The sequence below is a fragment of the Acrocarpospora catenulata genome (genome assembly GCF_018476525.1).
GTDB lineage: Bacteria > Actinomycetota > Actinomycetes > Streptosporangiales > Streptosporangiaceae > Acrocarpospora > Acrocarpospora catenulata.
Genome location: NZ_JAHCST010000058.1, coordinates 25,618 through 38,370, shown reverse-complemented (window position 1 = coordinate 38,370; position 12,753 = coordinate 25,618). Strand labels below are relative to the sequence as shown.

Genomic DNA, 12,753 nt, shown 5'->3' with positions numbered 1-12,753 from the left:
GTTGAACCGAAGAGGCCTGATGTCCGCCGGATGTGGTGCATCAGGCATCCTTGGTGCCGAGTTGAGATAGCCTTTGCGACCATGACGTGTTGTTCCCGCTCCCAGGTCTCATCGTGACCAGCTTCGATCTAACGATCATCGGGCTGGGCTACGTGGGCATGCCGCTGGCCAAAGAGGCCGTCGCGGCAGGTCTCCGGGTGGCCGGGCTCGACGTGGATCCGCGCAAAGTAGCCGCCCTCAACGAGGGCAGGTCCTATATCGACGACCTGACCGACGCCGACCTCGACACGATGCTCGGCAACGGATTCATCGCCTCGCTGGACCCGGAGATCCTGGCGCGGTCGAGCACGATCGTCATCTGCGTGCCGACGCCCCTGGACGATGACCACCGTCCCGACCTGTCGGCCGTGGAGGGTGCCACCGCCACGGTCGCCGCGCACCTGCGGCCCGGCACCCTGGTGGTGCTGGAGTCCACCACCTGGCCCGGCACCACCGACGAGGTGGCCCGCCCCATCCTGGAGCAGTCGGGCCTGGTCGCGGGAACCGACTTCCACCTGGCCTTCTCCCCGGAGCGCATCGACCCGGGCAACCCCAAGTACGGCCTGCGCAACACCCCGAAGGTGGTCGGCGGCTACACGCTGGCCTGCCGGGACCGGGCGCAGGCGTTCTACTCCCAGTTCGTGGAGCGGGTGGTCCCGGTCAGCGGCACCCGCGAGGCCGAGATGGCCAAGCTGCTGGAGAACACCTACCGGCACGTCAACATCGCCCTGGTCAACGAGATGGCGATCTTCTGCGACGAGCTCGGGGTGAACCTCTGGGAGGCCATCGAGGCGGCGGCCACCAAGCCGTTCGGCTTCCAGAAGTTCCTGCCGGGGCCGGGGGTGGGCGGGCACTGCATTCCGGTGGACCCGTCGTACCTGTCCTACACGGTGCGCAAGCTCGGATACCCCTTCCGGTTCGTGGAACTGGCGCAGGAGATCAACGAGCGCATGCCGTCGTACGTGGTGGCCCGGGTGCAGCGGCTGCTCAACCGGCACCGCAAGGCGGTCAACGGATCGAAGGTGCTGTTGCTCGGCGTGACCTACAAACCGGATATCGCCGATGAACGGGAGACACCCGCCATACCGGTGGCCGAGGCGCTCCGGGAGCTCGGGGCGGACATCGCCTTCTGCGACCCGCACGTCAAGGGGTGGTCGGTGGACGGCGTGCCGGTGCCACGCGAGGAGGACCTCGCGGCAGCCGTCGAGGAAGCGGACGTGACGGTGCTGCTCCAGCAGCACTCCGCGTTCGACCTGGAACTCGTCGAGCGGCGGGGCCGCCTGGTGCTCGACACTCGTGGCGTGCTCGCCACGAGCGAACGCGTCGAGCGGCTGTAGGGAGGCCAGTCGCGTGCACGTGCTCGTCATGACGGTGGTGCACCACCCTGAGGACGCCCGGATCCTGCACCGGCAGATAAGGGCACTCGTCGACGCCGGTCATGAGGTCACGTACGCGGCGCCGTACACGGCTCGCGGAGTGGTCCCCCGGTCCTGGGTGAACGGGGTGGACCTGCCGCGGGCGGCGGAGCGACGGCGGGTCACCGCCGTGCGGGCCGCCAGGAAGCTGTTCAGGAGCATGCGCGGCAAGGTGGACCTGGTCCTGATCCACGACCCCGAGCTGCTGTTCGCCGTGGCCGGGGTGCGCAACCGGCCCCCGGTGGTCTGGGACGTGCACGAGGACACCCCGGCCACGCTCTCACTGAAGCCCTGGCTGCCGGCCTTCCTCCGGCCGCCGACCCGGTTCCTGGCCCGGCTGCTGGAAGGCACGGCCGAGCGCCACATGCACCTGCTGCTGGCCGAGACCGCCTACGCCGGCCGGTTCCGGGAGGCCCACCTGGTGGTGCCGAACGAGACCTGGGTGCCGGACAACGTCAGCGCGCCCGGCGACGACCGGGTGGTCTACCTGGGCTGGCTCTCCGAGGCCCGGGGCGTGCGTGAGGCGGTCGAGGTGGGCCGCCTGCTCCGGCCGCACCGGGTGGCGGTGGAGCTGATCGGGTACGCCGACCCCCAGACCCGGCCGCTGCTGGCCGATGCGGTGGCCGAGGGGCTGCTGGAGTGGCGCGACTTCATGCCCAACGACGAGGCGCTCAAGCGGCTGGACGGCGCGCTGGCCGGACTCTCCCTGCTGCACGACGAGCCGAACTACCGGCACTCCATGCCCACCAAGATCGTGGAGTACATGGCGCACGGCATACCGGTGATAACCACGCCGTCCCCCCGCGCGGTGGAGCTGGTGGAGCGTTACCAGAGCGGCGTGGTGGTGCCCTGGCAGGATCCGCAGGCGGTGGCCAAGGCGGTGCTCTCGCTGCGGGACAACGTCGAGGAGCGCCGGGGCGCGGGCGCGCGTGGCTACGCCGCGGCCCGGGCCAACCACCACTGGCCCAACTCGGCGCGCCGTTTCGTGGCCCAACTTGAAGCATGGGCGGCCAACCCGCGATCCTGATATTTGCCGACAAATGCCGATAATGCCGAATACGTCTGGGGTGACGGTGTGCGCTGGCTGGCTCTAGTTCTCGGTGTCGCGATACTCGGCGGGGTGGCGTCCGTCGTGCTCGCGCTCAACGAACCGGATACCCCGCGCGCCTCCCACGTCGGCAGCACGGCGCCCTCCTCGCCACAGCCCGGCGAGTCCCCTCCGGCCGACAAGTTCACCGACCCCTGTGGAACGTTCGACACCAACGTCACGACTCCGTACGCGATCACCGGCTACTGGGTGGTGCCCACCGCCGACCGCTGCAACTGGCGGCGCCAGCTGGAGGCCATCCACCACGTCGGCGGCGACACCGTGGTCCGCATCGGCTTCGGCCTCAAGCCGCGCCAGGTCAACGCCAAGGGCCAGATCCTGGAGGAGGCCTCCGGGAACGAGACCCCGTTACCCGACCAGCGGTACGCGTACTGCGTGGAGGACGGCGTGCCGTGCGCCAAGGCCGCCGAGAACGAGCTGAAAGCCGCCAACCCCGGCAACCGCATCAGCTGGAACTTCGTCTACCGCACCGACGAGCAGTACGGCGACGGCGTGTTCCGCTGCCCCCAGTACGAGCGCAAGATCGTGGTCGGCGACAAGGTGTTCTTCCGCCTGATCGCCTCCGAGGACGGCTCCGACGACGCCACCTGCGACTTCACCTCCGCGGGCAAGGGCTACCACCTGATCCTGATCTCCGCCGGGACCACCGACAGCCTCACCGAACTGCTCGACCTGGGCGACCGGTTCGGCATCCAGGTCTTCCCCGCGCTGCCGCTGGCCCCCCGCGACCCCACCGGCGCCACCAAGGCCAACCCCCGGCACGTCGGCACGCTGACCACCCTCACCCGGCGCATCCTGCAGGACTACGGCGACCGGTTCACCGGCCGCAAGTCGTTAGGCGGCGTCTACCAGCCGTTCGAGCTGCAGATCCGGGACTGGGCCGAGCCGGAGAACGTGCCCACCCTCCAGGTCTACGCCGAGCAGCACCGGATCGTGGAGCAGGAACTGCCCGGCAAACCCATCCTGGTCAGCCCGTACCTGGACGCGCGGCGGCGGGTGCAGTACACCTCCACCCCCAAGCAGGTGGCCGCCGGGTTCAAGGCGCTGGCCAGGACCGGCGTCGGCATCATCGCGCCGCAGGACAGCCGGGGCACCGGCAAGGTCGGCCTGTTCTGGCCCAACTGGAAGAACAAGCCGGTGGACGAGCGGCTCAAGCCGGTGGTGGGCGAGAGCACGTACAACACGGCCTACTACGGCGGCACCCGGGACTACTACCGGGAGATGTCCCAGGCCCGCAAGGAGCTGCTGGAGGAGGGCATCGAGGTCCGGCTCTGGGCCAACGTGGAGTCCTTCGAGCCGTCGGCCACCGAACGCTGCGGCACCCAGGGCACCCGGGGGCGCACCGACAAGCCTCGGATGGACACCGCCGTGACCCTGGTCGGCCCGTACGTGGAGAAGATCATCTCCTACATGTGGACCGACTTCTACACCTGCGGCTCGCCCTCCCTCTCCGAGGAGATCGCCCGCGACTGGGACCGGCCCGTGGCCATCCAGGCCATCCGCGAGAAGCGCCAGATCCAGGACGGCCTGGAGATCCGCGGCTACCACATGCAGGACGCCAAGGTCACCCTGAGCTGGCCCGGCCTGGAGACCCCCCGCGTCGTGGACTCGGCCACGGTCGGCTGGTACGACCCCACCCCCCTCCCGGACCTCCCGGAGACGGTGGGCCGTATCTGGATCCCCGTGGACTGGGCCTCGGTTCCCGACGGCGTCTGGGTCCGGGTGGACGTGACCTCCGCCGACGGCCGCAAGGCCGCCGAGTCCGTCTACTTTCACCACGAGTGATCCACACACCGTTGATCCACACAACGTGTAACGTGGCCGCCATGGTGCCACGCATTCCGGTCAGCGTGGATCTCGTGGTGCTCACCGTACGGTCCCAGCAGCTGAGCGCCCTGGTCTGGAAACGCGACCGCCCGCCGTACGCGGGTCTGTGGGCGCTCTCCGGCGGCTTCATCCAGCTGGAGGAGGACCTCCCCGCGGCCGCCGCCCGAGTCCTGGCCGAACGAGCCGGCCTGCCCGGCGCCCCCGTGCACCTGGAGCAGCTCCAGACCTACGGCTACCCCGACCGCGACCCCCGCCAGCGCGTCGTCTCCGTCGCCTACCTCGGCCTGGCCCCCGACCTCCCCGCCTCCACCGAGGCCCACATGAGCTGGCAGCCCGTCTCCGCCCTCACCGAGATGGCCTTCGACCACCGCCGCATCGTGCTGGACGGCATCGAACGCGCCCGCGGCAAACTCGAATACACCTCCCTGGGCGCCGCCTTCTGCCCCGAGGAGTTCACCGTCGCCGAACTCCGCCGCGTCTACGAAATCGTCTGGGGCCGCCCCCTGGACCCCCGCAACTTCCACCGCAAGGTCACCAAGACCGAGGGCTTCCTCATCCCCACCGGCCGAACCACCACCCGCGACGGCGGCCGCCCCGCCATGCTCTACCGCCGCGGCCCGGCGGTCCTCCTGCATCCACCCATGCTGCGCTTGTGAATTCCACGCGTTGTCGATCCGGGGGCGGGCCGTTCGTGTAGCTGGTGACGGGCCGGCGACGGGCTGGCCCCGCACGCGAGGAGAACGCGATGGGCAAGCTCGTGGTGGTTGAGAGCGTGACGCTCGACGGGGTCATGCAGGCACCCGGCGGGACCGATGAGGACACCCGGGGTGACTTCCCGTACGGCGGCTGGGCCCACCCGTACGCCGACCGCGTCATGGCCGAGACGATGGGCAAGGGGATGGGCGAGGACGGCGCGATGCTGTTCGGCCGGCGCACGTATGAGCAGTTCCACGGTTTCTGGTCGAAGCAGACCGATGGGAACCCGTACACCGAGGTGCTCAACCGCAAGCACAAGTACGTCGCCTCGCGGCGCCTGTCCGAGCCCCTGCCCTGGCAGAACTCGTCCCTGCTGAAGGGCGAGGCGACGCAGGCCGTGGCCGCGTTGAAGCGCGACGTCGAGGGCGATCTGGTCGTGCTCGGCAGCGGCGAGCTCGTGCGGTCGCTGGCCACGGCCGGCCTGGTCGACGTCTTCACGGTGTCCATCCACCCGCTCACGCTGGGGACGGGGACGAAGCTGTTCGCCGAGGGCAAGCCCGGATACGGCACGTTCGAGCTGGTCGGGGCCGTACCGACGACGACCGGCGTGATCATCGCCACCTACCGCCCGGCCGCCTGAGAGAATCGTGTGGCATGAGGCAGTACCTGCTCAGCGTCTACCAGCCCGACGGCGACCCACCTCCGCCGGAAGTCCTCGCCCCGATCATGGCCGATCTCGGCGCCCTGGCCGAAGAGATGCGGGCCGCCGGCACCTGGGTCTTCTCCGTCGGCCTCCACCCGGCCGGCACCGCGACGGTCGTCCGCGACCGCGACGGCGAAGCACTGCTCACCGACGGCCCCTTCACCGAGGGCAAAGAGCACCTCGGCGGCTTCACCGTCATCAACGCGCCCGACCTCGACGCCGCCTTGGCGTGGGCCGCCAGGATGGCCCGCGCCGCCACGCTGCCGGTCGAGGTGCGGCCCATCGCATGAGCGCCGATGTCGAGCGCGTCTTCCGTAAGGAGTACGGCCGCGCGGTCGCCGTCCTCGTCCGCGTCTTCGGTGACATCGACGTCGCCGAGGACGCGGTCCAGGACGCGTTCGCCACGGCCGTGCGGCGCTGGCCGGTCGACGGGGTGCCGCCCAGCCCGGCCGGCTGGATCATCACCACCGCCCGCAACCGGGCGATCGACCGGCTGCGCCGCGAGTCGACGCGGGCCGACCGGCACGCCGAGGCGCTGTTGTTGCGGGCGTCCGACGACGCTCCCGATCCCGGGCAGGAAGGTCCGGTGCGCGACGACCGGCTCCGCCTGATCTTCATCTGCTGCCATCCCGCGCTCGCGCCCGCCACCCGCGTCGCGCTCACGCTCCGGCTGCTCGGCGGGCTCACCACCGCGGAGATCGCGCGCGCGTTCCTCGTGCCCGAGCCGACCATGGCCCAGCGACTCGTCCGGGCCAAGGGCAAGATCCGCGACGCCGGCATCCCGTACCGCGTGCCCCGCGACGCCGACCTTCCCGACCGCCTCCGCGCGGTCCTCGCCGTCGTCTATCTGATCTTCAACGAGGGCTACACCGCGAGCTCCGGTGACGAACTCGCCCGCGACGACCTGAGCGCCGAGGCCGTACGGCTCGGCCGTCTGCTCGCGGCACTGATGCCCGATGAGCCGGAGGTGCTCGGCCTGCTCGCACTGATGCTGCTGATCGAGTCGCGACGACCGGCCCGCACGGACCCCGGCGGCGGCCTCGTCCGCCTCGCCGAACAGGACCGCACGCTCTGGGACCAGAAGCTGATCGCAGAGGGCCAGGATCTGCTCAGGCGGTGCCTGCGCCGCGATCAGCCGGGCCCCTACCAATTGCAGGCGGCCATCAACGCCGTACACAGCGACGCCACCACGGCCGCCGACACCGACTGGCGCCAGATTCTCGCCCTGTACGACCACCTGGCCGCCCTGACCCCCACCCCCGTCGTCACCCTGCACCGCGCGGTCGCACTGGCCGAGGTACACGGCCCGGCCGCCGCCCTGCCGCTCGTGGAAGCCCTCGACGCCCTCGACCGCCATCACCTGCTCCACGCGGTACGCGGCGACCTACTCCGCCGCCTCGGCCGCACCGAAGACGCCGCAGCGGCCTACGAACGAGCCGCCACCCTCACCAACAACACCGCCGAGCGCCGCTTTCTCCACTCCCGCGCCGCCCTATCCGCTTGACGACAGGCACCTGGGAGGGGAACGCCTTCCCTCAGTTTCCCCTATCGCCATCTGGTGGCTCGTCTTCGACGACGTCCCGGGTCGGCACCCCGACCTGTCGCGGACTCCCCGGATGTACCGATCGGGGCACCCTGGCAGGATGTGGTGGATCCCCCACATGATCATGGCCGCGCGCGAACCCCGCGCTGCGGAGAAAGCCCTCATCGGAGTGCCCGCATGGGAAGAACTGCCCGCCGAGGTGGTCACCAGCTACGCCGCCGCCTACGCCGGGTACTGGACGCGCATGAGGCATGCCCCTGCCCCCTCAGATCCGCATTGCGCACTGCGGCCCTGCCCGTATTCGATGAGGCTCGGGCCAAGCGTTCAGCGCTCTTCGCGTCGCCATTCTTCGCCTACCGCGTGGGTCGCGAACTCTGGAAGTCATCCGGGTCGTCGAGGTCGGCGGCTCGCATCCAAGCGATGCCGGCCCGCTCGCGGGGTGTGCGGACCGCCCAGTACGTCGTTGTGCCATCGGCGCGGGGCTCGATTCCGGAAACCAACTCGATCCTGTCGCCCTGGTACTTGTGTTTCAGGGGATGACCGCTCTCATCCGGAGTGGTGAAGACGGGGGCGGTGACGACCCGCACTCTGGTGAAAACTCGGGAAGGGGATTCGGAAGGCCCACCGTCGGTTGGTCCGGCAGGCAGCGCATTTGGGGAATCCACGCTGGACGGAGCTGGCGACTGCGCTCGGCCTCGGCCATTGCGGCCGGCGACGAAGCGTTCGGCCGGCAGCCACAGATCCTTACGCCACTGCTCCGTGTCGACATCCAAGAACAGCAGAAGCAAACAAAACTTCGACCAGCCGTCTTTGGGCATCCGGCGATGTTGGAACCAGTCACTCAAGGTGCCACGCGACAAGCGGTGGCTCTGCTTGGTGTTTATGCTCCACTGCTCTATCTCGCTGAAGTGCGGCCTTCCGCGTAGCTCCCACACGCGGATTACCTCTGTCCACAGCCTCTCCACCGGGTCGATGCCGCTCGGATCGGAGGAATAAGCGTCGGTCATACCCGAAAGTATGGCTCAAGCCCTGGCACTCATGGTCCGGTCCGACTCGGTCCGACTCGGACCGACATCTGTTCTTTCGGCGTCCCTCGAGACGGACCATGACTACCACGACCTCGCCAAATGGTGGTCGAGGCGAAGCAGGGGAGCATCTCATTGAACAGACGACTGCCTCGGATCGGTCTCATCCTGACCCTGGCTCTGCAGCTCAACGCGGTGGCCACTACCTCGGCGCAGGCGGCTCCGTGCGGATTGAGCGGCCGATTCACCGCGCACGGAAGTCCGCTCTACCTTTACTACAACTACACGATTCGCCAGTGCAATGGCTATCCGGTCAGGCGTCAGGTCGACGTCGTCGGCGAGGATGACGGACGGTGCCATGTCATTCTCGGCCACTCATCGGTCACCGGTCGCATCGCGGTTCCGATATGGGGGTATGTACGCGGCCTGAAAGCGTGCTAATCCAACCGATTGCGACGTATGTCTGGTCCCGCCCGGGTTCGGGTGGGACCATCCAAGATCGCCTACTGTGCAGATTCGGTAAGAGCCGAACAAAACTCCCATATTGCGGTAGTATGCGCCCCGCATCCATCATCCTGCGCAGGAGGTATCAGAGATGTCTCGCATACGCGTTTCCGACGTTGATCGCGACAGAGCCTGCGTCATCCTGCGCGAACATTTCGCCGTAGGTCGACTGAACGAGCAGGAGTTATCCACTCGGGTGGCGGCAGCGCAATCGGCCGTAACATGGGATGACGTCCAGGAACTGCTTGCTGATTTACCGCCGATTCCCGGCATGTCGCTTCAGGCTCCTTCGGCCGATGGGACGTTCCAAGAATCGTATAAAGCGCGCCGGCCAACCTCGGCCTCGACTTCATACTCGCCTCCGGGCTATACGGCACCAACATTTGGTGGCTCATACACTCCCAACTCGTACACCGCTTACCAGGATCCGGTGAACGCTTCACAGAAGCGCAGCACATGGTCCAGTTGGGACTTTACGACACGCTCTATTGTCGTATCCTTCGTCACGATCCTCGTGATTGGAATCATAAGCGCTTCCCTGAGTGACGCCGCAAAAAAGAAACCTACGATAGAAGCTCCGAAGATCACTTACGATCAGGTAGAAGTGGAGATCGCGAGCAAGGATCCGTCGGCCACAGTAGATGAAATGTATGCGGTCATCGACGGTGACAAAAGAACCGGGAATGCGGTGCGACTTCCGTACCGGGTGGCTTCGGATTACGCAAAGCCGCCTTACGACCTGGAGGTATATGCCCAGAATGGAGATAATTCCCAAATGAGCCCTGCACCCCTAACCTGTACCATAAAGGTGAATGGGGAGATCGTGGCCGAGTCATCTTCAGCCAATGATCCAGAGCACGAGTGCTATGCCTCCTTCAAGGGATAAGGCTGCCGCATTCGTAAAGCTGCACCGGATCAGGTCGGCGTGCCTGGCGGCGAGGGAGAGTGGCGAAGTGAGGCCAACAGCCTGGCTGCCGGACTTATGGGTCAGTAGGAACTGGACTGGGGATCGGCCGCGTGGTTTGCCCAGAGAGTGAGCCGCGTCGAGTTTCCACTGTCTCCGACAGCGTATCGAGATGTATCGAACTCTGCCCCTCGCCAGGTTGATGGGTAGAGTTTGATACATGGGGGCGAGGGAAGGTCGGGCGTTCGAAGCACGGTTGGTGGCCTTGCCGTCCACCTTTACCTCTGCTCAAGCACGTCGTGCTGGCATCCCGTCCCGCGACCTTGCTCTTCTGGTATCGGAAGGGAAGCTTGACGAGCTGTCGCGAGGGGTCTATCGCCAAGCGAGCGCTCCGGAGACCGCGCATCTTGATCTGCTTGCTGTGTGTACGCGTGTGCCGCGCGCGATCGTCTGCGGAGAATCCGCTCTTGCTCTTCACGAACTCATCGACGGCATACCTTCGGCTGTGCACATCGCTGTGGCACGCGGCAGTCATCGCCCGTCGTTTCCCTATCCGCCTGTTGTGGTGTCCCAGTACGCCGCCGACACGTTCGACCTCGGCCGCGAGGACTTCCCCGTCGCCCCCGGAGAGAACGTTCCCGTCTACAACGCGCCCCGGAGCGTGGTCGACGCGATGCGACATCGCCATGTGATCGGAAAGGACTTGGCGCGAGGCGGTGTTGGCCTGATGCCCAACCCGCCACGCACCGCTGTCCTCGGACAGGTATGGAACGACCTGCGTGGCCTGGCGCGACGCGAGGGCAGGTCCACCGACGAAGTCATGGTCGAGTACGTGCTCCGCTCGCTTGCTCCCGTCCGCCGTAGAGTTCGGCCGACGTGTGAACGGCATAGCCGAGCTCGGTGATCGTGCGCCGGACCCGCTTGCTGACCGTGCATTCGTCCAGGTAGAACTTCGAAGAAATGGGCCTTGGGCCGCGAGCCCATCAACTGCATCCTGGGCACCATGGACGAATCACACGTAACGTGATCTCCCAGGCTTTTCTCAGGATATATTGCCCTTCGTGCTGACCTCGGTGCCCCCGTCTCCGGAGGCCTTGGCGGAACCCGCCGCCGTTGAACCCCCCGTTCGGTCACGGTTACGTGTCCTGGATCTGCTGCGTTTCGTGGCGGCGCTTGGGGTGGTGCTCTTTCACTTCGGGGAGACCCGTGCGTGGGGTACGCCGAACGCCTTTCCCGCGCTCAGCGCGGTGACCATGTTCGGTGTGTACGGGGTGCGTCTGTTCTTCATGATCAGTGGGTTCGTGATCCTGATGAGCGCCTGGGGAAGGAGCACGGGCGAGTTCGCCGCCTCCCGGATCGCCCGTCTCTACCCGGCGTACTGGGCGAGCGTGATCGTGCTCGGTGTGTTGGCGCTGGCGGGGCTGATCACCGACCACCGGCCCACCCTGTCGGAGCTGCTGGCCAACCTGACCATGCTCCAGCACGGCCTGCGGGTGCGCGACCTGGAGGTGGTCTACTGGACGCTCTGGCAGGAGCTGGTGTTCTACGTGCTGGTCGGCTGCTTCGCCGCGATCGGCATCACCTACCGGCGCTGCCTGGGCTTCCTGGCGGGGTGGGTGTTCCTGCTGCTGGTCGCCGAGCGGCTGGACGTGAGCTTCCTCAAGGTGGTGCTGGTGCAGTTCAGCGCGCCGTACTTCATCGCGGGGATGGCGCTCTTCCTGATCTACCGGTTCGGCGGCTCGCTGCTGCCGTGGCTGTTCGTGGCGGTGGCCTGGGTGCTCGCTCTGGTGCAGCTGCTGGGCGAACACCCGGCCGCGCTGGAGCGGTTCGGCGAGGCCACCGGGTCGGCCCTGGTGGTCGGGGTGATCTCGCTGATCTTCCTGGTCATGTGCCTGGTCGCGGTGGGCCGGCTGGACGGCCTGGACTGGCGGTGGTTCACCGTGCTGGGGGCGCTGACGTACCCGCTCTACCTGTTCCACCACCACATCGGGTTCCTGCTCATCCAGTGGCTCCACCCGGTGCTGGGCAACCGGGTGACGCTGCCGGTGGTGGTGCTGGCCGTGCTGGGTGTGGCGTACCTGGTGTACCGGCTGGTGGAGGTGCCGCTGGGGCCCCGGCTGAAGACGGCGCTGGCCCGCTCGCTGCGGGCCGACGCCGGAAAAGCCTGATAAGCCGGAAAAGCCGGAAAGCCGCTACTTCTTCTTGGGCCGGGGCGGCCAGATCTCGCCCGCGGCCAGCTTCCTGTCGCCCAGCAGGGTGGAGACGGTGACGAACTTGTAGCCCTTGGCCTTGAGGGTCTTCAGCACCGCCGGCATGGCCTTGACCGTCTCCGGCACGATGTCGTGGAGCAGGATGACGCCGTTCCGCTTGGCCAGCTTGAGCGTGCGCTGCTTGATGATCTTCTGGTTCCTGGCCTGCCAGTCCAGCGTGGAGCCGGTCCAGAGGATCTGCGGCAGCCCCAGCTCGGCCATCCGCTCCCCGACCCGCTCGTTGGTCGCGCCGTTCGGCGGACGCATCATGGTCGGGTACCTGCCGATGGTCTCGTAGATCACTTCCTGGGTGCTGGTGATCTCCGCGACGATGTCCTCGTCGGAGAGCTCGGTCAGGCTCGGGTGGTCCCAGGTGTGGTTGCCGACCTCGTGCCCCTCCTTCACCATGCGCTGCATCATCTCCGGCCGGTTGGCCACCTTCCGGCCGAGCACGAAGAAGGTCGCCTTCGCCTTGTACTTCTTCAGCGTGTCCAGCAACTCCGGCGTGTACGGCCAGGGCCCGTCGTCGAAGGTCAGCGCGATGCACTTGTACTTCACGCAGTAGGGCTTGGGCTTGACAGCCTGGGCAGTGGTGGCAGAGGACGCTAACAGGCCGGTGGTACACACGACGGCGAGGAGCATTCGGACGATCAGCCGCATGCTGCCGCATCCTAATGGTGATCACCGCACACGGTAGCCCTGCTCACGTTCGCGATACATCTTGCGGTCCCGTGACCAGG

13 protein-coding genes are annotated in these 12,753 nt (G+C 67.3%); 11 read left to right on the top strand and 2 right to left on the bottom strand.

The window, feature by feature from the left end; translation table 11 throughout:
• Positions 1-113: 113 nt before the first annotated feature.
• From KIP79_RS36970 to KIP79_RS36940, 7 genes are all read left to right on the top strand, one after another.
• Positions 114-1,376 (top strand): nucleotide sugar dehydrogenase, encoded by a 1,263-nt coding sequence (locus KIP79_RS36970; RefSeq protein WP_214109648.1) that lies wholly within the window; start codon positions 114-116, stop codon positions 1,374-1,376.
• A gap of 13 nt (positions 1,377-1,389) precedes the next feature.
• Entirely contained in the window at positions 1,390-2,481 is a 1,092-nt protein-coding gene (locus KIP79_RS36965) for a glycosyltransferase (protein WP_214109647.1), read from the top strand.
• Positions 2,482-2,574: 93 nt separating this feature from the next.
• The gene (locus KIP79_RS36960; protein WP_308170074.1) at positions 2,575-4,347 is read left to right on the top strand and encodes a DUF4434 domain-containing protein; all 1,773 of its coding nucleotides are present in this window, start codon (positions 2,575-2,577) and stop codon (positions 4,345-4,347) included.
• A gap of 41 nt (positions 4,348-4,388) precedes the next feature.
• Positions 4,389-5,045 (top strand): NUDIX hydrolase, encoded by a 657-nt coding sequence (locus KIP79_RS36955; protein ID WP_214109645.1) that lies wholly within the window; start codon positions 4,389-4,391, stop codon positions 5,043-5,045.
• A gap of 89 nt (positions 5,046-5,134) precedes the next feature.
• On the top strand, positions 5,135-5,725 hold the full coding sequence (locus KIP79_RS36950; protein ID WP_214109644.1) for a dihydrofolate reductase family protein: 591 nt from the start codon (positions 5,135-5,137) through the stop codon (positions 5,723-5,725).
• Between the two features lie 14 nt (positions 5,726-5,739).
• Positions 5,740-6,078, top strand: coding sequence for a YciI family protein (locus KIP79_RS36945; protein WP_214109643.1), 339 nt, complete (start codon positions 5,740-5,742; stop codon positions 6,076-6,078).
• Positions 6,075-7,292 carry an RNA polymerase sigma factor gene (locus KIP79_RS36940; protein WP_214109642.1) on the top strand — a complete coding sequence of 406 codons (1,218 nt, stop codon included), beginning with the start codon at positions 6,075-6,077 and terminating at the stop codon, positions 7,290-7,292. Before KIP79_RS36945 ends, KIP79_RS36940 begins: the two co-directional genes overlap by 4 nt.
• A gap of 392 nt (positions 7,293-7,684) precedes the next feature.
• Here the strand turns inward: KIP79_RS36940 and KIP79_RS36935 are convergent, their stop codons facing one another.
• Positions 7,685-8,338 carry a hypothetical protein gene (locus KIP79_RS36935; RefSeq protein WP_214109641.1) on the bottom strand — a complete coding sequence of 218 codons (654 nt, stop codon included), beginning with the start codon at positions 8,336-8,338 and terminating at the stop codon, positions 7,685-7,687.
• Positions 8,339-8,458: 120 nt separating this feature from the next.
• Between KIP79_RS36935 and KIP79_RS36930 the strand changes: the two genes are divergently transcribed.
• From KIP79_RS36930 to KIP79_RS36915, 4 genes are all read left to right on the top strand, one after another.
• Positions 8,459-8,797 carry a hypothetical protein gene (locus KIP79_RS36930; RefSeq protein WP_214109640.1) on the top strand — a complete coding sequence of 113 codons (339 nt, stop codon included), beginning with the start codon at positions 8,459-8,461 and terminating at the stop codon, positions 8,795-8,797.
• Positions 8,798-8,951: 154 nt separating this feature from the next.
• Entirely contained in the window at positions 8,952-9,746 is a 795-nt protein-coding gene (locus tag KIP79_RS36925; protein WP_214109639.1) for a DUF1707 SHOCT-like domain-containing protein, read from the top strand.
• 238 nt (positions 9,747-9,984) lie between these two features.
• Positions 9,985-10,668 (top strand): type IV toxin-antitoxin system AbiEi family antitoxin domain-containing protein, encoded by a 684-nt coding sequence (locus tag KIP79_RS36920; RefSeq protein ID WP_214109638.1) that lies wholly within the window; start codon positions 9,985-9,987, stop codon positions 10,666-10,668.
• Between the two features lie 157 nt (positions 10,669-10,825).
• Positions 10,826-11,932, top strand: coding sequence for an acyltransferase family protein (locus tag KIP79_RS36915; protein ID WP_308170073.1), 1,107 nt, complete (start codon positions 10,826-10,828; stop codon positions 11,930-11,932).
• A gap of 24 nt (positions 11,933-11,956) precedes the next feature.
• Here the strand turns inward: KIP79_RS36915 and KIP79_RS36910 are convergent, their stop codons facing one another.
• On the bottom strand, positions 11,957-12,673 hold the full coding sequence (locus tag KIP79_RS36910; protein ID WP_214109636.1) for a polysaccharide deacetylase family protein: 717 nt from the start codon (positions 12,671-12,673) through the stop codon (positions 11,957-11,959).
• Between the last annotated feature and the right edge of the window lie 80 nt (positions 12,674-12,753).

Excerpts from the sequence above, each read along its gene's own strand:
- KIP79_RS36935 (WP_214109641.1), bottom strand. The coding sequence starts at position 8,338 with ATGACCGACGCTTATTCCTCCGATCCGAGCGGCATCGACCCGGTGGAG.
- KIP79_RS36945 (WP_214109643.1), top strand. The coding sequence starts at position 5,740 with ATGAGGCAGTACCTGCTCAGCGTCTACCAGCCCGACGGCGACCCACCT.
- KIP79_RS36920 (WP_214109638.1), top strand. The coding sequence starts at position 9,985 with ATGGGGGCGAGGGAAGGTCGGGCGTTCGAAGCACGGTTGGTGGCCTTG.
- KIP79_RS36950 (WP_214109644.1), top strand. The coding sequence starts at position 5,135 with ATGGGCAAGCTCGTGGTGGTTGAGAGCGTGACGCTCGACGGGGTCATG.
- KIP79_RS36940 (WP_214109642.1), top strand. The coding sequence starts at position 6,075 with ATGAGCGCCGATGTCGAGCGCGTCTTCCGTAAGGAGTACGGCCGCGCG.
- KIP79_RS36955 (WP_214109645.1), top strand. The coding sequence starts at position 4,389 with ATGGTGCCACGCATTCCGGTCAGCGTGGATCTCGTGGTGCTCACCGTA.
- KIP79_RS36925 (WP_214109639.1), top strand. The coding sequence starts at position 8,952 with ATGTCTCGCATACGCGTTTCCGACGTTGATCGCGACAGAGCCTGCGTC.
- KIP79_RS36910 (WP_214109636.1), bottom strand. The coding sequence starts at position 12,673 with ATGCGGCTGATCGTCCGAATGCTCCTCGCCGTCGTGTGTACCACCGGC.
- KIP79_RS36930 (WP_214109640.1), top strand. The coding sequence starts at position 8,459 with ATGGTGGTCGAGGCGAAGCAGGGGAGCATCTCATTGAACAGACGACTG.